Annotated in this window: 18 protein-coding genes; 13 read left to right on the top strand and 5 right to left on the bottom strand. The window is 64.9% G+C overall.

What is annotated here, in order from left to right; translation table 11 throughout:
- Nucleotides 1–96 precede the first annotated feature (96 nt).
- From K4A76_RS15180 to K4A76_RS15165, 4 genes are read left to right on the top strand one after another with little or no spacing between them, the layout of a single operon-like run.
- Nucleotides 97–579, top strand: coding sequence for a formate dehydrogenase subunit gamma (locus K4A76_RS15180; RefSeq protein ID WP_029885286.1), 483 nt, complete (start codon nucleotides 97–99; stop codon nucleotides 577–579).
- Nucleotides 573–2,132, top strand: coding sequence for a formate dehydrogenase beta subunit (locus K4A76_RS15175; protein WP_274410612.1), 1,560 nt, complete (start codon nucleotides 573–575; stop codon nucleotides 2,130–2,132). Before K4A76_RS15180 ends, K4A76_RS15175 begins: the two co-directional genes overlap by 7 nt.
- Nucleotides 2,129–4,999: a formate dehydrogenase subunit alpha gene (gene fdhF, locus K4A76_RS15170; RefSeq protein WP_274410611.1), complete on the top strand. Its 2,871-nt coding sequence runs from the start codon at nucleotides 2,129–2,131 to the stop codon at nucleotides 4,997–4,999. Before K4A76_RS15175 ends, fdhF begins: the two co-directional genes overlap by 4 nt.
- The gene (locus tag K4A76_RS15165; RefSeq protein WP_009684206.1) at nucleotides 4,996–5,199 is read left to right on the top strand and encodes a formate dehydrogenase subunit delta; all 204 of its coding nucleotides are present in this window, start codon (nucleotides 4,996–4,998) and stop codon (nucleotides 5,197–5,199) included. The genes fdhF and K4A76_RS15165 overlap by 4 nt, the downstream gene beginning before the upstream one ends.
- A gap of 54 nt (nucleotides 5,200–5,253) precedes the next feature.
- On the opposite strand, the gene K4A76_RS15160 is transcribed toward K4A76_RS15165, so the two are convergent.
- A complete protein-coding gene (locus K4A76_RS15160; RefSeq protein WP_274410610.1) occupies nucleotides 5,254–6,117 on the bottom strand; it encodes a universal stress protein in 864 nt (287 codons plus the stop codon).
- Between the two features lie 154 nt (nucleotides 6,118–6,271).
- Here K4A76_RS15160 and K4A76_RS15155 point away from each other — a divergent pair, with 154 nt between their 5' ends.
- Nucleotides 6,272–6,889: a tRNA-(ms[2]io[6]A)-hydroxylase gene (locus tag K4A76_RS15155; protein WP_009684203.1), complete on the top strand. Its 618-nt coding sequence runs from the start codon at nucleotides 6,272–6,274 to the stop codon at nucleotides 6,887–6,889.
- Nucleotides 6,890–6,915: 26 nt separating this feature from the next.
- Here the strand turns inward: K4A76_RS15155 and K4A76_RS15150 are convergent, their stop codons facing one another.
- Complete coding sequence (locus K4A76_RS15150) at nucleotides 6,916–7,236, bottom strand: DUF883 family protein (RefSeq protein WP_047149846.1); 321 nt, start codon at nucleotides 7,234–7,236, stop codon at nucleotides 6,916–6,918.
- Nucleotides 7,237–7,358: 122 nt separating this feature from the next.
- Between K4A76_RS15150 and K4A76_RS15145 the strand changes: the two genes are divergently transcribed.
- Entirely contained in the window at nucleotides 7,359–7,622 is a 264-nt protein-coding gene (locus K4A76_RS15145) for a hypothetical protein (RefSeq protein WP_009684201.1), read from the top strand.
- Nucleotides 7,623–7,633: 11 nt separating this feature from the next.
- On the opposite strand, the gene K4A76_RS15140 is transcribed toward K4A76_RS15145, so the two are convergent.
- Nucleotides 7,634–8,116 carry an LEA type 2 family protein gene (locus K4A76_RS15140; RefSeq protein ID WP_009684200.1) on the bottom strand — a complete coding sequence of 161 codons (483 nt, stop codon included), beginning with the start codon at nucleotides 8,114–8,116 and terminating at the stop codon, nucleotides 7,634–7,636.
- 134 nt (nucleotides 8,117–8,250) lie between these two features.
- Here K4A76_RS15140 and K4A76_RS15135 point away from each other — a divergent pair, with 134 nt between their 5' ends.
- Entirely contained in the window at nucleotides 8,251–9,375 is a 1,125-nt protein-coding gene (locus K4A76_RS15135) for a sigma-70 family RNA polymerase sigma factor (protein ID WP_274410609.1), read from the top strand.
- Between the two features lie 124 nt (nucleotides 9,376–9,499).
- A complete protein-coding gene (locus K4A76_RS15130; RefSeq protein ID WP_274412302.1) occupies nucleotides 9,500–11,926 on the top strand; it encodes a TonB-dependent receptor in 2,427 nt (808 codons plus the stop codon).
- A 121-nt stretch (nucleotides 11,927–12,047) separates the two neighbouring features.
- On the opposite strand, the gene K4A76_RS15125 is transcribed toward K4A76_RS15130, so the two are convergent.
- Nucleotides 12,048–12,938, bottom strand: a complete 891-nt coding sequence (locus tag K4A76_RS15125; protein ID WP_274410608.1) for a LysR family transcriptional regulator — start codon at nucleotides 12,936–12,938, stop codon at nucleotides 12,048–12,050.
- Between the two features lie 102 nt (nucleotides 12,939–13,040).
- Here K4A76_RS15125 and K4A76_RS15120 point away from each other — a divergent pair, with 102 nt between their 5' ends.
- From K4A76_RS15120 to zapE, 5 genes are all read left to right on the top strand, one after another.
- Entirely contained in the window at nucleotides 13,041–14,120 is a 1,080-nt protein-coding gene (locus K4A76_RS15120; protein ID WP_274410607.1) for an extracellular solute-binding protein, read from the top strand.
- Between the two features lie 24 nt (nucleotides 14,121–14,144).
- A complete protein-coding gene (gene speB, locus K4A76_RS15115) occupies nucleotides 14,145–15,110 on the top strand; it encodes an agmatinase (RefSeq protein ID WP_274410606.1) in 966 nt (321 codons plus the stop codon).
- A 147-nt stretch (nucleotides 15,111–15,257) separates the two neighbouring features.
- Nucleotides 15,258–15,575: a hypothetical protein gene (locus K4A76_RS15110; RefSeq protein WP_009684192.1), complete on the top strand. Its 318-nt coding sequence runs from the start codon at nucleotides 15,258–15,260 to the stop codon at nucleotides 15,573–15,575.
- A gap of 22 nt (nucleotides 15,576–15,597) precedes the next feature.
- Nucleotides 15,598–16,749, top strand: a complete 1,152-nt coding sequence (locus K4A76_RS15105; protein ID WP_274410605.1) for a PQQ-dependent sugar dehydrogenase — start codon at nucleotides 15,598–15,600, stop codon at nucleotides 16,747–16,749.
- A gap of 33 nt (nucleotides 16,750–16,782) precedes the next feature.
- A complete protein-coding gene (gene zapE, locus K4A76_RS15100) occupies nucleotides 16,783–17,895 on the top strand; it encodes a cell division protein ZapE (RefSeq protein ID WP_274410604.1) in 1,113 nt (370 codons plus the stop codon).
- A gap of 13 nt (nucleotides 17,896–17,908) precedes the next feature.
- Here zapE and K4A76_RS15095 read toward each other — a convergent pair whose 3' ends face one another.
- Nucleotides 17,909–18,907 (bottom strand): alpha/beta fold hydrolase, encoded by a 999-nt coding sequence (locus tag K4A76_RS15095; RefSeq protein WP_009684189.1) that lies wholly within the window; start codon nucleotides 18,905–18,907, stop codon nucleotides 17,909–17,911.
- Nucleotides 18,908–18,963: the final 56 nt, after the last annotated feature.

Here is an 18,963-nt window from a genome sequence, read left to right as displayed (position 1 = left end):
CGCAACCGTGACGTTGCCGGCGTGCCGCAGCAGAACACGCTGGATACCTGCCATTACAACAAAACAGGCAGGGTCCGTGATGCCGAGGTCCGCTGTATGCCTGATGAATTGCTCCACCTGCCCGTTATCCAGCGCATTCTGGCGCGCGACAAAGACACCCCCGGCGCCCTGTTGCCGATGCTGCATGCTATCCAGCATGACCTGGGCTACATCCCCGATGCCGCCGTTCCCGAACTGGCCCATGCCCTCAACCTCAGCCTGGCCGAGGTGCGTGGGGTAATCAGTTTCTATCATGACTTCCGCACTGCGCCGCCGGCACGCCATACCTTGCGCCTGTGCCGCGCCGAGTCGTGCCAGAGCCGTGGCGCCGAGGCACTCGCGGCGCAGCTGCGTGAACAGCTGGCACTCGACGACCATGGCACCAGTGCCGACGGCGCCATCAGCCTGCGCCCGGTGTATTGCCTGGGCGCCTGCGCCTGCTCACCCGCGCTGGAACTCGACGGCCAGGTGCATGCACGGCTCACCCCCGAGCGCTTGCGCGCCTTGGTCAATGCCTGCCAGGAGGATGCAGCATGCTGAAGCTGTTCATTGCCTGTGATTCGGTCGCCCGCGCCGTGGGCGCCGACCAGGTCGCCGAGGCCTTCCAGCGCGAAGCCGAGCGGCGCCAGTTGCCGCTAGAAATCCAGCGCACCAGCTCGCGTGGGCTGTACTGGCTGGAGCCGCTGGTCGAGTGCGACAGTGCGCAAGGCCGCCTCGGCTTTGGCCCGGTTACCGCACAAGACGTGCCGGCGCTGCTCGATGCCCTGGCCGGTGAGCCCGCCGAGCACCCGCTGGCGCTTGGGCCGGTCGAGGCCATCCCCTACCTCAAGACCCAGCAACGGCTGCTGTTTGCCCGCGCCGGCATTACCCGCCCGTTGTCGCTGGACGACTACCGGGCGCACGGCGGTTTCGCCGGCCTTGAAGCCGCGGTAGCGCTGGACGGCGCCGAAGTGGTCGCTGCCGTGCTGGACTCTGGCTTGCGCGGCCGCGGTGGTGCGGCCTTCCCGGCGGGTATCAAGTGGCGCACCGTGCGGGACGCTGGCGCAGGCCAGAAGTACGTGGTGTGCAATGCCGACGAGGGCGACTCCGGCACCTTTGCCGACCGCATGCTGATGGAGGGCGACCCGTTCCTGCTGATCGAAGGCATGATCATTGCCGGCCTCGCCGTGGGCGCCGACATGGGCTACATCTATGTGCGCTCGGAATACCCCGATGCCATCCGTGTGCTCGAGCAGGCGTTTGCCATCGCCCGTGCGGCCGGTTACCTGGGGGCCAACGTAGCCGGTAGCGGCCGGGCTTTCGAGCTGCAGGTACGGGTGGGGGCCGGCGCCTACATCTGTGGTGAAGAAACCGCACTGCTCGAATCGATCGAGGGCAAGCGCGGCATCGTCCGCGCCAAGCCGCCACTGCCCGCGCTGCAAGGCCTGTTCGGCTTGCCGACATTGGTCCACAACGTGCTCACCCTGGCCTCGGTGCCGATCATCCTGGCCAAGGGCGCCGCGTTCTACCGTGACTTCGGCATGGGCCGCTCACTGGGGACCATGCCGTTCCAGCTGGCCGGCAATGTGCGCCACGGCGGCCTGGTGGAGCGGGCTTTTGGCCTGACCCTGCGCGAGCTGGTAGAGGGCTACGGGGGCGGCACGGCCAGTGGCCGGCCGCTGAAAGCTGCGCAGGTCGGCGGCCCGCTTGGCGCCTGGGTGCCACCCAGCCACTTCGACACGCCGCTGGACTATGAAGCCTTCGCCGCCATGGGCGCGATGCTTGGCCATGGCGGTGTGGTGGTCGCCGACGACACCCTGAACATGGCCAGCATGGCGCGTTTTGCCCTGCAGTTCTGCGCCGAGGAGTCGTGCGGCAAGTGCACCCCGTGCCGCATCGGCTCGACACGGGGCATGGAGGTGGTCGACCGCTTGATCGCCAGCAGCGAAACTGGCGAGCGCCATGACCACGCCCTGTTGCTGCGCGACCTGTGCGACACCATGCAGTACGGTTCGCTGTGCGCCATGGGTGGCATGACCGCCTACCCGGTCGCCAGCGCCCTCAAGTACTTCCCCGCCGATTTCGGGCTGACCACCACGGAGGCCGCACAGTGATCAACTTCTTCGACCCGCAAACCGACCTGGGCACCCCGGCTCGCGACAGCGACGTGCAGGTCAGCCTGAGCATCGATGGCCGTGCCATCAGCGTGCCGGCCGGCACCTCGGTGATGCGCGCCGCGGCCTTGCTCGGCACCAGCATCCCCAAACTGTGTGCCACCGACAGCCTTGAAGCCTTTGGCTCGTGCCGCATGTGCATGGTGGAAATCGAAGGCATGCGCGGCTACCCGGCATCGTGCACCACGCCGGTCAGCGAAGGCATGGTAGTGCGCACCGAAACCCCGCGCCTGGCCGGCTTGCGCCGCAACGTGATGGAGCTGTACATCTCCGACCACCCGCTGGACTGCCTGACCTGTTCGGCCAACGGCAACTGCGAGCTGCAGACCGTGGCCGGCCAGGTTGGCCTGCGCGAGGTGCGCTATGGCTATGAAGGCGCCAACCACCTGGCTGAGAAAAAGGACGTTTCCAACCCGTATTTCGACTATGAACCGAGCAAGTGCATTGTCTGCAGCCGCTGCGTGCGCGCCTGCGAGGACATCCAGGGCACCTTCGCCCTGACCATCACCGGGCGTGGTTTCGAGTCGCGGGTGGCGGCGGCCGGCGGGGACAATTTCCTGGCTTCGGAGTGCGTGTCGTGCGGCGCCTGTGTGCAGGCCTGCCCAACCGCGACCCTGACGGAAAAAAGCCTGGTGCAACTGGGCCAGCCCGAGCGTTCGGTGGTCACCACCTGTGCCTACTGCGGTGTGGGTTGCTCGTTCCGCGCAGAAATGAAAGGGGACAAGCTGGTGCGCATGGTCCCGGACAAGAACGGTGGTGCCAACCATGGCCACGCCTGCGTCAAAGGGCGTTTCGCCTGGGGCTACGCGACCCACCCGGACCGCATCACCAAGCCGATGATCCGCAAGCGCCTGGAGGACCCGTGGCAAGAGGTCAGCTGGGACGAGGCGGTGAACTACGCCGCCAGCGAATTGCGCCGTATCCAGCTCAAGTATGGGCGTGACTCCATTGGCGGCATTACCTCCAGCCGCTGCACCAACGAAGAAGCGTACCTGGTGCAGAAACTGGTGCGTACGGCGTTCGGCAACAACAACGTCGACACCTGTGCCCGGGTCTGCCATTCACCGACCGGTTATGGCCTGAAGCAGACCCTCGGCGAGTCGGCAGGTACGCAAAGCTTCGACTCGGTGATGCAGGCCGACGTGATACTGGTGATCGGTGCCAACCCTACCGACGCCCACCCGGTGTTCGGCTCGCAGCTAAAGCGCCGCCTGCGCCAGGGCGCGCGGCTGATCGTGATCGACCCACGGCGTATCGACCTGGTCGACGCGCCGCACGCCCGTGCCGAGCTGCACCTGCAACTGCGCCCTGGCACCAACGTGGCCATGCTCAACGCCTTGGCCCATGTAATCGTCACCGAGGGCCTGCTGGACCAGGGCTTCATCGATGCCCGCTGCGAAACCGAAGACTTCGCCCGCTGGCGCGACTTCGTCAGCCGTGCCGAGAACGCCCCGCAAGTGCTTGGCCCGGTGTGTGGCGTAGCGCCAGAGCAGATCCGCGCCGCCGCCCGGCTGTACGCCACCGGCGGTAATGCGGCCATCTATTACGGCCTTGGGGTGACCGAGCACAGCCAGGGCAGCACCGCGGTGATGGCCATCGCCAACCTGGCCATGGCCACCGGCAACATCGGCCGTGAGGGGGTAGGGGTCAACCCACTGCGCGGCCAGAACAACGTGCAGGGTTCGTGCGACATGGGTTCGTTCCCCCATGAGTTGCCCGGTTACCGGCATATTTCCAACCAGGCGGTGCGTGAAGAGTTCGAGCAGGCCTGGGGCGTGACCTTGCAGCCCGACCCGGGCCTGCGTATTCCCAACATGTTCGAGGCAGCGCTGGACGGCAGCTTCAAGGCGCTGTACTGCCAGGGTGAAGACATTGCCCAAAGTGACCCCAACACCCAGCACGTTACCGCCGCCTTGCTCGCGATGGAGTGCGTGGTGGTACAGGACATCTTCCTCAACGAAACCGCCAAGTTCGCCCACGTGTTCCTGCCGGGCAGTTCGTTCCTGGAAAAAGACGGCACCTTCACCAACGCCGAGCGGCGAATTTCACGGGTGCGCAAAGTCATGGAACCGCTCGCGGGCAAGGCTGACTGGGAAGCTACCATCGCCCTGGCCGACGCCCTGGGCTACCCGATGCACTACCGCCACCCGTCCGAGATCATGGATGAAATCGCCCGCCTGACCCCGACCTTCCGCCGGGTCAGCTACGCCGAAATCGAACGCCATGGCAGCCTGCAATGGCCCTGCAACGAGGCCGCGCCGGATGGCACGCCAACCATGCACATCGACCAGTTCGTGCGGGGCAAGGGCCGCTTCATGCTCACCGGCTATGTGCCGACTGACGAAAAGGTCAACAGCCGTTACCCGTTGTTGCTGACCACCGGGCGCATCCTCAGCCAGTACAACGTCGGCGCGCAGACGCGGCGCACCGGCAACGTGGCCTGGCACGACGCCGACCGCCTGGAAATCCACCCCACCGATGCCGAAAGCCGGGGTATCCAGGACGGCGACTGGGTCGGCATTGGCAGCCGTGCCGGGCAGACGGTGCTGCGCGCCAAGGTCAGTGCGCGGGTGGCCGCGGGAGTGGTGTACACCACGTTCCACTTCCCCGAGTCGGGGGCCAACGTGATCACCACCGACAACTCCGACTGGGCTACCAACTGCCCTGAGTACAAGGTCACGGCGGTGGAGGTGGTCAAAGTGTTCCAGCCTTCGCAATGGCAGCAGCGCTATCAGGACTTCAGTGATGAACAGCGGCGCCTGCTGCAGGAGCGCCGCACAGCGGAGAAAGCCGAGGTACGCCAATGAGCAGCGCCAGCCTGGTCAAGATGGCCAACCAGATTGCCCATTATTTCGACAGCGAGCCTAACCGAGCGCTGGCCGTGCAAGGGGTACGCCAGCATCTGCAAAGCTTCTGGACGCCGGCCATGCGCAGGCAGCTGCTGGAGTGGATTGCAGCCAACGACGGGGAGGGGCTGGACCCGAAGGTGCGTGAAGCATTGGGCTGACGGCTACCTGCGCCCTTGTGCAGGCGCGCCCCCGTGGCGCGCCTGCAGGGGGCGTCAACCCCGGACCCGTTCGGCCAGCTTGGTGCTGGTTTCTTCAAGCTTGAGCACCAGCACGTCGCCCTTCAGCTCATCGAGTACCACCTCTGCAGTATTGCCAATCAACGCCCCGGTAATCCCTGTGCGGCACACCGTACCGATCACGGTCACCACCGCATCCAACCGCTGCTCGGTATGGGGGATAAGCACATCTGCCGGTCCTTCAGCCACGTGCAGGCGTTCCTCGCTGATGTCGTACTTGGCCTGGAACGCCTCGCACGCTTCACGGTAGCGTGCCTCGATGGTTTCGCTCAACTGGTAGACCGGGTCGGCCGCCGACAGCATGGGCGACGGGTGTGCGCTGATGACATGCAGCTCGCCCTTGGCCAGCGCGGCGATGTCATGGCCATGGTCGATGATGCTGGCGTGCAGGCGGCGGTGATCCTCGTCCTGGTTGCCAACGTCCACCGCGGCCAGAATCCTGCCGCCAGTCCACGGCCGCTCGCTCTTGACCATCAGCACGGCACACGGGCATTGGCGCAGCAGTTTCCAGTCACCGGGGGTGAGCAGGGCCTTTTTCAGCGGGTTGTCGGGGCGGTGTTCCTTGATCACCAGCTCACAGCCTTCGGCCTGCTGCACGAAGATGATGGTGTCGTGCAGGTTGCCGCGCCAGGCCTCTTCGTGGGAGACATTGTCATAACCGTCGTCGTGCAGTTGGCGGCTCAGCACGCTCAACAGCGCGCTGTGGTCATGCCGTTTGTCGCACATCAGCAGGTGCAGGCGCGCGCCGGTGACGCCTGCAATCAGCTTGGCCCGGGTCAGTGCCCGGCTGTGGGCGTGTTCGGGGTCGAGCACCACGAGAATGCTGCGGATGGCTTGCATGGGCATTAACTCCACTCAAAGGGGGCGACCAATGCCTGACTATAGTCCCCGCTGCCCGCGCGGGTGCTTGATACACATCAAGCATAGCCACTGGCGCCGACCGCCACCGCCGGTATAATCGCCAGCCCTGCCTGTTCCGTGTGGTTGCATGCTCATGTCCCTGACCCCCGAAATCGATGCCTTCCTGGGCTGCCCGACGCCAGACGCCTGGATCGAAGCAGCACTGGCCGACCAGGAAACCTTGCTGATCGACCACAAAAACTGCGAATTCAAGGCCGCCAGCACTGCCCTGAGCCTGATCGCCAAGTACAACACCCACCTTGACCTGATCAACATGATGTCGCGCCTGGCGCGCGAGGAACTGGTGCACCACGAGCAGGTGCTGCGCCTGATGAAACGCCGTGGCGTACCGCTGCGGCCGGTGTCGGCGGGGCGCTACGCATCGGGGCTGCGCCGGCTGGTGCGCGCCCATGAGCCGGTCAAGCTGGTGGATACGCTGGTGGTCGGGGCGTTCATCGAAGCGCGCAGCTGCGAGCGCTTTGCCGCGTTGGTGCCGCACCTGGATGAAGAGCTGGGCCGTTTCTACCATGGCCTGCTGAAAAGCGAGGCGCGCCATTACCAAGGCTACCTGAAACTGGCGCACCACTATGGGGATGCGGCGGACATTGCCCGCCGCATAGAACTGGTGCGCGCGGCGGAAGCGGAGCTTATCCAGTCACCCGACCAGGAGCTGCGCTTCCACAGCGGGATTCCGCTGGCGCAAGCCGCCTGAAGCGTGCCGCCGGCGCGGCTGCCCGGTCAGTTGCGCCGGCCCAGCAGCAGGCCCACCACCAGGCCGAGGCCGGCGGAAATGGCCACGGTTTGCCACGGGTGGCCACCGATGTAGTCCTGCGTGGCGTTGACCATGGGCTGCGCCTTGTCACGCATGTTTGCGGCGGCCTGGCGTGCCTGTTTCAGCTTCAGGCTGACCTGCGCGCGCAGGCTGTCAGCTTCTTCGCCAACCAGGGCAGCGCTGTCGTTGAGCAGCTTCTCCGATTCTTCGATCAGCGCCTGCAACTCACTGAAGACCTGGTCCTTGATTTGATCGCTGTCGGCCAGCGTGGCTTTTTTCCGGGCCATGAAAGTGTCCTCGTCGATGGGTGGTTTGAACAATGGATACTTGCGCGCCGGAAAAGTTGCGTCGGCGTGAGGTTGGCGCGTTGGTGTAAGATAGCCGCCATTTACCGTCTAGCAGGTGATGCATGAGTTTCAATCTGGCCAACATGAGCTTCGAGGAACGGGCGCAGATCGAGGCAGAGAAGGCCCGGCTGTTCGAAATGTGGCAGACCAACCTGGGCAAGGCCAAGGGCGAAGCCGCGCGGCTGATCGCCGAGAAGCCACGGCGCAAAGGCAAATGGGCCGAGTGGGTACGCGCTGAGCTGGAGGGCATGTCGCCGCCCGAATACGCCAGCATGGTCCGCAGCGAAGTCAACAAGCTGATGGCAGCAGCCAGCGCCAACCGCTGAGCGCCCGCTGTTTACCAGGTGGTCCCTTTAGGCAGGTCCAGCTTGCCCTCGTCGGTGAATCGCACGGTGCCCAGTGGCCCGCTGGCCAGCTTGCCGCGTAGCTTGTAGGGCAGGCCCTGCAGGGTACCCACCTGGCCCAGCCCGTAGGCCTGGCGCAGGAAAGAGAACGCCGTGATGCTCACCGGCACCACGATCACCGCCTCGTCGTAGCGGCCAATGTGCCCCTGCTGGTCACTGACCCCGGCAGCCAGTGGCTGGCCGTTCACCTCCAGGTCGAGGGCGATGCCGTTGTAGTCGATTGCCTCTTCGTTGGGGTTCTGCACCCGCATTTTCACGGCCATGCGCAGCTCCAGTTCCTGCCCCGGCAGCGGTTCTATGCCGATCACGCTGATGTTCAGCGGGTCGCGTGGCTGCAGGAGCGCGCAGGCCGCCAGGCTGCTGGTCAGGCACAGGGCGATGAGCAGGCGGGTGTAGCGGTGCAGTCGGGCAACCATGGGTACGACCTTGCCTAAGTGAACGAGCCGTCAGTGTGGCAAATACGCGCCGGCGTTGAAAGTGTTGGGTCAGATGAAAGATACTGTTTCTCATTAACAGTCGATAACTTCTCTTACTGGTCGTTCCCAAACCCATGCTGACTTCACCTGTGTCGGGCCTGCTGGCGAGTTTCCAGGAGCACTACGACGACTTGCTGCAGTTCCTGACCCGGCGCATGAGCGACCGCCAGCGTGCCGCCGACGTCGCGCAGGAAACCTACCTCAAGCTGGTGAACATCGACGAGCAGGCGTTGCCGGTGCTGCACGCGCGCAGTTTCATCTTCCGCGTGGCGGGTAACCTGGCCATCGACGCCCTGCGCCGCGAGCAACGCATCGCGGCCAGCCACGATGATTGCGACGGGGCAGGCGAGCTAGCCTGCCCAGCGCCAGCGCCCGAGGCGGTGTTGCTGGCGCGTGAGCGCCTGCAGCTGCTCGATCAGGCGCTGTTGCAGTTGCCCTGCAAGGCCCGCCAGGCCTTGTTGCTGAACCGCGTAGACGGCCTGACCCAGAAGCAGGTCGCGCAATGCCTTGGCGTGTCGGAAAGCATGGTGGCCAAGTACATTGGCCAGGCCCTGCGCCATTGCCGCCGGTGGCTGCAGCAGGCGGGCGTAGCAGCCTGCGGGGTATTGCTGGTCACTGCCCTGGTCGCCTGGCAGCAGGCGCCGGTGTTGTTGGCCGATTACCACACTGGCGTGGGTGAGCGGCAGGTCGTGACGTTGGCCGATGGCACGCGGGTCACCCTGAACAGTGCCAGCGCCTTGCGTGTGGTATTCAGCGAGCATGAGCGGCGCGTGGTGCTGGCTGCAGGTGAGGCACTGTTCGAAATGGCCGATGATGCCCGGCCGTTCGTGGTGGACACGGCCGGTGCGGCGGTGCAGGGCCGTGCCGCCACCTTCAGCGTGCGCCGTGATGGGCACGTGGTACTGGCACGTGGCGAGGCCAAGGTCGGCGAGCAGCCGTTGGCAGTAGCGGCGGATGCCGGTGCCCAGTTGGCCTGGCAGCGCGGCAAGCTGATCTTCAATGGCAAGCCGTTGGGGCAGGTGCTGGAAGAGCTGGAGCGTTACCGGCACGGGCGCATCGTGCTGTCCGACAGCAACCTGGCGGCGATGGAGGTGAGTGGGGTCTTCGACCTGGATGAGCCGCAGGCGCTGTTGCGCACCCTGGAGCAGCGGTATGGGCTGAAGGTGACCTACCTGCCTTGGTTGGCCGTGGTGCATTGAGCGGCCAGCGCAGAAAAAATTTGCAGTGGCCACTGCAAGTTCCTGCAAGCCAGATCGTCGTAGTGGGACTGATCAGCAACTCATTCTCATTTACGACTTGTCAGGAAGCGCCTACGTGTCTCTGATGCCCAAGCCTTTGCCCCGCCGCCGCGGTTCACTTCACCATGCTCTGTTGTCTTGCAGTGCCCTGGCCATGCTGACTGGCCCGCTGCATGCGGCTGCTTCGACCACCGCCGAAAACGCCCAGCTGCAGGCCAGGCAGGTTCAGCTCGACCTGCCTGCGCAGCCGCTGGATCAAGCCCTGACCTCGTTTGCCGACCAGGCCGGCCTGCACTTGCTGTACACCACCGGCGATGTCGCCGGCCTGGCCGGCCCGGCCCTGCGCGGCAGCTACAGTGTCGAGCAGGCGCTGCAACAATTGCTGGCCGGTAGTGGCATGCGCTGGCAATTCAGCGATGCCCGCACGGTGACCCTGCGCAAGGCCGAGGCTGCGCCGCAGGCGGTCAACCTCAAGCCGATCGAAGTCAGTGTGGCTTCGCGTACCAGTACGGCAATCAGCGAAATCCCCGGGACCGTGTGGGTGGTCGACCAACAGCAACTGCGCGAACAGATCGACAGTGGCGTCAGCCTGAAGGAAGCCATCGGCAAGCTGGTGCCGGGCCTGGACCTGGCACCGGAAGGGCGCACCAACTACGGCCAGAACATGCGTGGGCGCAATGTGCTGGTGATGATCGACGGGGTCAGCCAGAACAGCTCGCGGGGGCTGTCACGCCAGTTCGACAGCATTTCGCCGTTCAATGTCGAGCGCGTCGAAGTGCTGTCTGGTGCCAGCGCCATCTACGGCGGGGGCGCCACCGGCGGTATCATCAACATCGTCACCAAGAAGGGCGAACCCGGGCCGGCCCGTTTCGAGACCCAGTTGGGTGCCAGCAGCGGCTTCAACAACAGCGACGATCTGGCCACCCGCTTTGCCCAGTCGATCAGCGGCGGCAACGAGCGGGTCAATGCCCGCCTGGGTATCTCCGGCGAGCAGAACGAAGCGTTCTACGACGGGGCCGGCGAGCAGATATTCATCGACAACACCCAGACCGACCTGCAGTACAACCGCACGGTCGATGTGCTCGGCAGCTTGGGCATGCAGTTGAACGAGCAGCAAAGCCTTGACCTGCTAGCCCAGTATTACGACTCGGGCAACCACGGCAGCACCGGTATCTACTTCCCCAACCTGAACTACAACGCGCCCTCCGACCTGGAAGATGCCGAGCTGCGCAGCGGTTATTCAGCCGGCCTGGAGCCGCGCACCCGGCGCCTGCTGCTCAACGCCAACTACCACCACAGCGACGTGCTCGGCCAGGACTTCTACCTGCAAGCGTCGTACCGCAAGGAAGACGACAACTTCTACCCGTTCCCGTACTACAACCGGGCCACCCCTACAGGCTCGCGGGGGGTTTACTTTGCTGCCTCGCAGCAGAACTTCGAGGTTTCCAGCCTCAAGGGGTTGTTCGCCAAGCAATGGGACACGCTCAAGCTGACCTATGGCGTGGACCTGGACCGCGAGCGCTTCAGTGCCGAGCAGACCACCTTCAACGCACAGACCTCGTCCGAATCCGGTGGCCTGGACCTGGAGAAGGAGAGCAAGGCCGCACGTTACCCGAGCTATCGGGTAGATGGCGTTTCGCTGTATGGGCAGCTGGACTGGCGCGCCACCGACAACCTGACCTTGTCTGGCGGCGCCCGGCGCCAGCAGATGGACGTGGATGTCAGCGACTTCAAGGGCGTGCCCGGCGGCAGCAACGATTACCAGGTCAACCTGTTCAACGTCGGCGCCATTTACGACTTCAAGAATGGCCATCAGGCGTGGGCCAACTATGGCGAAGGCTTCGACCTGCCAGACCCGGCCAAGTACTACGGCAAGCCGGGCCTGAACGTGGCAGACAACCCCCTGGCCGGGATCAAGAGCCGTCAGGTGGAGCTGGGCTGGCGCTATGCCGACCTGGACTGGGACGCCCAGGCAGCGCTGTACTACATCTGGTCGGACAAGATCATCAACGTCGACTCGCAAACGCTGACCATCAATGTCGAAGAGCAGAAGAGCCGTGACTTCGGCTTTGAAGGGGCATTGACCCGCCACTTCCAGAGTGGTTGGGAAGCGGGCGGCACGCTGCACCTGACCCGCTCCGAGGAAGAGGCGGTCGACGGCGGCTGGATCAAACGCGATGCCCGCTATGCGTCGTTGTCGAAGGCCACCGGTTTCGTTGGCTGGAAGGGTGACGGCCGCAGCGCGCGGCTGCAGGCCAACCACGCTTTCAGCCTGAAGGACGACGCCGACCATGAGATCGACGGCTACACCACCTTCGACCTGCTGGCCAGCCAGGACACCGGTTTCGGCACTTTCAGCGCGGGTATCCAGAACCTGCTGGACAAGCAGTACAGTACGGTCTGGGGGCAGCGCGCGACGCTGTTCTATTCGCCGACCTACGGGCCGGCGTACCTGTATGACTACCAGGGGCGCGGGCGCACCTATACGCTGACCTGGAGCTTGGCTTACTGAGCCTGGGCGCATGGCAGGGGTGCCTGGGGCCCTTTGGGTTGAGCATTCAGTATTGGTTGCCGGGGCCGCTTTGCGGCCCTTCGCGACGCAAGGCCGCTCCTACAGGCACCGTGCTTGGCTTTCAGGCGAAGGCCGCCAATACATCTTCGGCAAATGCCTGCTGTGCCTCGCCGGCCACCTGCGCACGGTGCCGGGCCAGGGTAAACGGCACGACAAAATCCAGCCCCGGGTCCAGCGCCCACAGCTGCCCTTCGGCCTCCCACGCCAGGGCGCTGTGACACGGCAGATAACCAATGTGCCTGCCCGACAGAATGAACGTCAGCACGCTCTCGATCTGTTCTGCCACCGCCATGCCGTGCCTGCTCTGGAACGGCTCGTCGCCTTCGATGAAACGGTACGGGTGGCGCACCTGGTCCTGCTCCAGCAAACGCTGGCGGTGTACCTGCGGCACGCCGAACAAGGGATGCCCTTTGCCGCAATACAGCCGCTGCCGTTCCTCGAACAAGGGCTGGTAGTCAAACGCTGCCTGTTTACCGGAAAAATAGCTGATGGCGTAGTCCAGCCGCTGCTCCAGCAACAACCGCTCCAGCTCCGCCGGTGGCGCACTGATCAGTTCCAGTTGCACCGACTCGACGCGGCGGCGAAATGCCGCGATCGCCGCCGCCAGCTTGAGGCTCACCTGCTTGTCCTGGTTTTCCGCCAGGCCGATGCGCACGGTGCCCAGCAGTCGCCCGGCAACACCGTTGGCCTGCTGGCGGAACTGCTCGATGTTCAGCAGCAGCGCGCGCGTGGCTTCCAACAGCATCCGGCCTTTCTCGGTCAGCCGGAAACCACCCTTGCCCCGGCTGCACAGGCGGTAGCCCAGGCGTGTTTCCAGCTGGGCCATGCGTTGGCTGATGGTGGGCTGGCTCAAGCCCAGCAGCCCCTGTGCAGCGCTGAAACCACCGGCCTCGGCTACAGTGACGAACAGCCGCAGCAGGTGCAGGTCGGGGTCATGCACTTGTCCGAGCATTGCATTGCTCCTGATGAATGTCAGCTTTGCAAACTTGCCATTTCTTCAATGTAACCCGGCTGACATGCTCGCGGCATCCACCCATTTGCCGAGGTGTCTGTCATGCGTTCATCGTTGTGCCTATTGTCGCTGGTACTGGCCTTGCCGCTGCAAGCCGAAGAGAAAGTCGTGAACCTTTACAGCTGGGCGGACTATGTCGCCCCGCAGACCCTCCAGCGCTTCGAGCAGGAGACCGGCTACAAGGCCCGCTACGACACCTTCGATACCACCGAAGTGCTGGAAACCAAGCTGCTTACCGGGGGCAGCGGATACGACGTTGTCGTGCCGTCCGCCACGGTGCTGGCGCGGGCGCTGAAGGCCAATGCCCTGCAGCCGTTGCAGGCCCAGGCCATGCCCGGCTATGCCAACCTCGACCGCGACCTGCTGGCCAAGCTCGCCGCGGCCGACCCCGGTAACCGTTACGCGGTGCCTTACACCTGGGGCACGCTGGGCCTGGGGGTGAACGTACAGGCGGTGCGCCAGCGCCTGGGCGAGGTACCGCTGGACAGCCTCGACCTGCTGTTCAAGCCCGAGTACGCCAGCCGTCTGAAAGACTGCGGTATTGCCATGCCGGACTCGCCGCAGGAAGTGATCGGCGTGGCCCTGAACTACCTGGGCAAGGACCCGTACAGCCAGAGCAAGGATGACCTGGCAGCTGCCCAGAAGCTGCTGGGCCAATTGCAGCCGTCGATCAGCTACGTTGCCAATGGCCGGCAGATCAGCGACCTGGCCAACGGCAGCGTGTGCCTGGCGCTGACCTACAACGGCGATGCCGCCATGGCCGCCGACCAGGCCCGGCGTGCCGGCAAGCCGTTCGAGCTGATCTACCGCATCCCCCGCGAGGGCACGCTGGTGTGGCAAGACAACCTGGCCATCCCCAAGGATGCACCTCACCCGGAGGCGGCGCGGGCGTTCATTGCCTTCATGCTCGAGCCCGAGTCGGTGGCGGCGCTGACCAACACGTTGTTTTTCGCCAACGCCAACCAGGCCGCCACGCCGCTGGTGGATGAAGCCGTGCGCACCGACCCGGATATCTACCCACCGGCCGAAGTTCGTCAGCGGCTGTTCGCCGACCGCAGCATGGCCCTGGCCGACCTGCGCCAGCGCAACCGCCTGTGGACTGCCTTTCGCAGCCGCCAATAACCCTGCAGACCGAGGAGCCCGACCGTGGAGCAAGCCTTGAACAACGACCAGGCCATTACCCGCGACAGCCTGTATGGCACTGCCGCCGAAAGTACCTATGCCGGCATCACCAGTTTTGCTCGCCGCCGCTACAGCCGCGACCTGCGTGGGGTGGATGTGGTGGTCAGCGGGGTACCGTTCGATACCGCCACCAGCAACCGGCCCGGCGCACGCTTCGGCCCCAGGGCCATTCGTGCCGCCTCGGTGCAGCAGGCGTGGGCCCGCCACTGGCCCTGGGCGTTCGACCCCTTCGACCACCTGGCGGTGATCGACTATGGCGACTGCGCCTTCGACAGCGGTACGCCGCAGTCGGTACCCGGCAGCATCGAAGCCCATGCCGAACGCATTCTTCAAGCCGGCTGCGCGATGCTCACCCTGGGCGGCGACCATTTCATCAGCTACCCACTGTTGAAGGCCCATGCCCGCCACCATGGCCCGCTGGCGCTGGTGCATTTCGATGCGCACAGCGACACCTGGCCGGACGAGGAGGGCAAACGCATCGACCATGGCACCATGTTCTGGCATGCCGCCCGTGAAGGCCTGGTCGACCCCGCCCACTCGGTGCAGATCGGCCTGCGGACCACTAACGACGACAGCCAGGGCTTCGCCATCCTGGACGCCCGACAGGTGCACCGGCAAGGCACCGAGGCGGTCATTGCGGAGATTCGCCAGCGCGTGGGCGAGCGCCCGGTGTACCTGACCTTCGATATCGACTGCCTGGACCCGGCCTATGCGCCTGGCACCGGCACGCCGGTGTGTGGTGGCTTGAGCACGGTGCAGGCACTGGAGATTCTCGGCGGGCTGCGTGGCATTAACCTGGTAGGCATGGACTTGGTGGAAGTGGCACCGGCTTACGACCATGCCGACATCACCGCCCTGGCCGGGGCAACCCTGGCGATGGAGATGCTGTGCCTGTATGCCGCCCGGCACAAGGTCGATACCGGCCAATGAGGGGGGGGGGGGCGCCAGCGGCCTCCGCTGCGCCTGCTGAAACATCAGGATGCAACTCCACCTGCTTTCACACATCTGGCCGCGAACCCCTGGCGCCTCAGGCTATCAAAGCCAGCAGGCGCCGCGTTTTCGTACAGGAGGTGAAGCATGAGTCCGACATTGCCCACGCTGGCCCTTGGCCTGGCCTTGTGCCTGCCCGTGCACGCGGCTCCGCAGCCACCGTTGCAGCTCGCTGCCGACTACCGCAACCCGTACAACAGCCCGATTCAGCGCGCCAACCCCAACAGCCGCCAAGGCAGCCTGCCGGCCACCCCGCCGGTGCGCGGCCCGTCTACCGAGCCGCAACAGCGTGTGCCCACGCTGGACAACCGCGGCATCGGCAATGGCGACAACCTGCGTCGCCAGCAGCAAACCCCGAACCTGGAACCGTCCCGGCCAGCGCGCGACAACCCGCGTGCGCCATAAGCCCACTTGAAAGGAATTGTGCATGCTCCGAGCACCCTGGCTAGCCACCCTGACCGCCGCTGCGCTGCTGCCCCTGCTGGCCCAGGCCGCGTCCGAACAGCAGTTTCCCAGTGAAGAAGGCAGCCTGACCGTCAGCACCGTGGCCGATGGCCTGCGCAACCCATGGGCACTGGCTTTCCTGCCGGGTGGCAAGGACATGCTGGTCACCGAGCGTGCCGGCAACCTGCGCCTGGTCAACGCCGAGGGCAAGGTCGGCCCGCCCATCAATGGCGTGCCGAAAGTGTGGGCCGAGGGCCAGGGTGGCCTGCTGGATGTGGCGTTGTCGCCAGACTTTGCCAAAGACCGCACGGTCTACCTGTCCTTCGCCGAGGAGGGCAGTGACGGCAAGGCCGGCACGGCGGTCGGCCGCGGGCAATTGTCCGAAGACCGCGCCCGGCTGGAGAACTTCAACGTGATCTTCCGCCAGCGGCCCAAGCTGTCGGTGGGTAACCATTTCGGCTCGCGGCTTGTGTTCGACCGCGATGGCTACCTGTTCATCGCCCTGGGCGAGAACAACCAGCGCGCTACCGCGCAGGACCTGGACAAACTGCAGGGCAAGGTCGTGCGAATCTGGCCGGATGGCAAGGTGCCCAAGGACAACCCGTTTGTCGGCAGGGACAATGTGCGGCCGGAAATCTGGTCGTATGGCCACCGCAACCAGCAAGGTGCTGCGCTCAACCCCTGGACTGGCAAGCTGTGGACCCACGAACACGGCCCGCGCGGTGGTGATGAAATCAACATTCCCGAGGCCGGCAAGAACTACGGTTGGCCGGTCGCCACCCATGGCATCAATTATTCGCTGATGCCGATTCCCGAGGCCAAGGGCAAGCATGTCAAGGGTATGGTCGACCCACACCATGTCTGGGAGAAGTCGCCGGGCATCAGCGGGATGGCGTTCTATGACAGCCCCACCTTCAAGGCGTGGGACCACAACCTGTTCATTGGTGCGCTGGCCACGCAGGAACTGATCCGCTTGCAATTGAAGGGTGACAAGGTGGTGCATGAAGAGCGCCTGCTCGGTGATCTGAAAGCGCGCATCCGCGATGTACGGGTGGGGCCGGATGGGTATGTGTACGTACTCACCGATGACAAGGATGGCGCGCTGCTCAAGGTCGGCCTGAGCAAGGAGCCCTGAACCTGGCGCGCCCTTGGCCGTGTAGAATGCGGCATGGCCATGACCCCGCAATTCCTTTACCAGCAAGCCCTGGCGACCCAGGGCTATGTCGCCGACCCTGCCCAGGCGCGCGCCGTTGACGCCTTGCAGGGCTGTTTTCAGGCCCTTGAACAGGGCCGCCCGGCCCAGGGTATTTACCTATGGGGGCCGGTCGGCCGTGGCAAGACCTGGCTGATGGACCAGTTCCATCGCTGCCTGACCGTGCCCAGCCGACGCCAGCATTTCCACCATTTCATGGCTTGGGTGCACCAGCGCCTGTTTCAGCTGAACGGCACTGCCGACCCATTGCAAGCGCTGGCCCGGGAGCTCGCCGGCCAGATTCGGGTGTTGTGCTTCGACGAACTGTTCGTCAATGACATTGGCGATGCGATCATTCTTGGCCGGCTGTTCCAGGTGCTGTTCGACGAGGGCGTGGTGGTTGTCGCCACGTCCAATCAGCCACCCGAGCAACTGTACCGCGACGGTTTCAACCGCGAGCGCTTCCTGCCGGCTATCGCCGCAATCCAGCTCCACATGCAGGTGCTGCCGGTGGCTGGCGGCCAGGATCACCGCCTGCACCCCGGCGCAGCGCAGCAGCGCTACTGGGTGGTAGAGGCGGGGCAGGCCAGCCGGCTGGGCGAGGTGTTCCGCCAGCTTGGCCCCGACGATGGCGGCACCGACCGGCCGTTGCCGATCGGCACCCGGCAAGTCCAGGTGGTGCGCCGCAATGACCACGCCATCTGGTGCCGTTTTGCCGACCTGTGCGAGCAACCCCTGGCAGCCGTGGATTTCATGGCTCTGTGCGACCGTTTTGCAGCCATTCTGTTATCGGCAGTGCCGGCGCTGGGCGGTGAACAGCGGGCGGGGCGCATTGCCCGTGGCACCGAGGATGCGGCGCTGCGGGTAGCGGCGGGCGATCGCCAGCTACCCGCCTTGTCGCCCAACGACGACGCGGTGCGCCGGTTCATTGCCCTGGTCGACGAGTGTTATGACCGCCGGGTGGCATTGTACCTGGAAGCGCACGTACCGCTGGATGCCCTCTACACCCAGGGGTACCTGGCGTTCCCTTTTCAACGCACCCTGAGCCGGCTACGGGAGATGCAACTGCAGCGGTTTGGAGGGGGCTAAGCCCGACAGCCGCTCAGCGCCCCAACCATTCGATCAGCGTGCGGTTGAACCTGACCGGCTCTTCGATCTGCGGCGCGTGCCCCATGCCTTCGAATGTGATCAGCTCACCCTTGGGGATCAGCTTGGTCACCTGCGGCCCCAGTTCGGCATACTTGCCCAGCCTGGCCTTGACCTGCGGCGGCGCGATATCACTGCCGATCGCCGTGCTGTCCTTGTCGCCGATCAATAGCAAGGTGGGCATCTGCAGGTCCTTGAACTCGTGGTACACCGGCTGGGTGAAGATCATGTCGTAGATCAATGCCGAGTTCCATGCCACCGCTTCATGCCCGGGGCCCTGGTTGAGCCCCACCAGCATCTGCACCCAGCGCTCGTATTCCGGCTTCCAGCGGCCCGCGTAATACGTTTTGCGCTCATACTCGCGTACACCCTCGGCATTGAGCTTCAGCTCGCGGGCATACCACTGGTCCACGGTACGGTAGGGCACGCCAAGCGCCTTCCAGTCTTCCAGGCCGATCGGGTTGACCATCGCCAGCCGCTCGACCTGTTGCGGGTACATCAGCGCGTAACGGGTGGCGAGCATGCCCCCGGTGGAGTGGCCGAGCACGCTGGCACGCTTGACTCCCAGGCGCTCCAGCAAGGCATGGGTATTGTCTGCCAACTGCTGGAAGCTGTACTGATAGTGCGCCGGTTTGCTGGACGTGCAGAAGCCGACCTGGTCGACGGCGATCACTCGGTAGCCGGCCTTGCTCAGCGCCTCGATGGTGGTTTCCCAGGTGGCGGCGCAGAAGTTCTTGCCGTGCATCAACACCACGCTGTGGCCGTTGGCCTGGCCTTGTGCAGGCACGTCCATGTAGCCCATCTGCAGGGCCTGGCCCTGGGACTTGAAGTCGAAATGCTGGAGCGGATGCGGGTAGCGGAAACCTTCGAGTTGGGGGCCGAAGGTGGGCGATTCGGCAGCGACGGCCGAACCGCCGGCCAGGCACGCCAAGGCCAGAGCTGTTGCGCGCAGCATGGGGGAACTCCCTGTAGAAGCTTGTAGGAAAAAAGCACTGTAACAGCCCATGGACC

The organism is Pseudomonas sp. NEEL19 (assembly GCF_028751975.1).
Taxonomy (GTDB): Bacteria; Pseudomonadota; Gammaproteobacteria; order Pseudomonadales; family Pseudomonadaceae; genus Aquipseudomonas; species Aquipseudomonas juntendi.
The sequence above is the reverse complement of the archived record's forward strand: the minus strand, read 5'-3'. Positions and strand labels throughout refer to the sequence as shown.

What these genes read in the sequence shown, in the direction of transcription:
- K4A76_RS15180 (WP_029885286.1), top strand. Translation starts at nt 97, where the DNA reads ATGCCTGATGAATTGCTCCACCTGCCCGTTATCCAGCGCATTCTGGCG.
- K4A76_RS15175 (WP_274410612.1), top strand. Translation starts at nt 573, where the DNA reads ATGCTGAAGCTGTTCATTGCCTGTGATTCGGTCGCCCGCGCCGTGGGC.
- K4A76_RS15165 (WP_009684206.1), top strand. Translation starts at nt 4,996, where the DNA reads ATGAGCAGCGCCAGCCTGGTCAAGATGGCCAACCAGATTGCCCATTAT.
- K4A76_RS15160 (WP_274410610.1), bottom strand. Translation starts at nt 6,117, where the DNA reads ATGCAAGCCATCCGCAGCATTCTCGTGGTGCTCGACCCCGAACACGCC.
- K4A76_RS15155 (WP_009684203.1), top strand. Translation starts at nt 6,272, where the DNA reads ATGTCCCTGACCCCCGAAATCGATGCCTTCCTGGGCTGCCCGACGCCA.
- K4A76_RS15150 (WP_047149846.1), bottom strand. Translation starts at nt 7,236, where the DNA reads ATGGCCCGGAAAAAAGCCACGCTGGCCGACAGCGATCAAATCAAGGAC.
- K4A76_RS15145 (WP_009684201.1), top strand. Translation starts at nt 7,359, where the DNA reads ATGAGTTTCAATCTGGCCAACATGAGCTTCGAGGAACGGGCGCAGATC.
- K4A76_RS15140 (WP_009684200.1), bottom strand. Translation starts at nt 8,116, where the DNA reads ATGGTTGCCCGACTGCACCGCTACACCCGCCTGCTCATCGCCCTGTGC.
- K4A76_RS15135 (WP_274410609.1), top strand. Translation starts at nt 8,251, where the DNA reads ATGCTGACTTCACCTGTGTCGGGCCTGCTGGCGAGTTTCCAGGAGCAC.
- K4A76_RS15130 (WP_274412302.1), top strand. Translation starts at nt 9,500, where the DNA reads ATGCCCAAGCCTTTGCCCCGCCGCCGCGGTTCACTTCACCATGCTCTG.
- K4A76_RS15125 (WP_274410608.1), bottom strand. Translation starts at nt 12,938, where the DNA reads ATGCTCGGACAAGTGCATGACCCCGACCTGCACCTGCTGCGGCTGTTC.
- K4A76_RS15120 (WP_274410607.1), top strand. Translation starts at nt 13,041, where the DNA reads ATGCGTTCATCGTTGTGCCTATTGTCGCTGGTACTGGCCTTGCCGCTG.
- K4A76_RS15110 (WP_009684192.1), top strand. Translation starts at nt 15,258, where the DNA reads ATGAGTCCGACATTGCCCACGCTGGCCCTTGGCCTGGCCTTGTGCCTG.
- K4A76_RS15105 (WP_274410605.1), top strand. Translation starts at nt 15,598, where the DNA reads ATGCTCCGAGCACCCTGGCTAGCCACCCTGACCGCCGCTGCGCTGCTG.
- zapE (WP_274410604.1), top strand. Translation starts at nt 16,783, where the DNA reads ATGGCCATGACCCCGCAATTCCTTTACCAGCAAGCCCTGGCGACCCAG.
- K4A76_RS15095 (WP_009684189.1), bottom strand. Translation starts at nt 18,907, where the DNA reads ATGCTGCGCGCAACAGCTCTGGCCTTGGCGTGCCTGGCCGGCGGTTCG.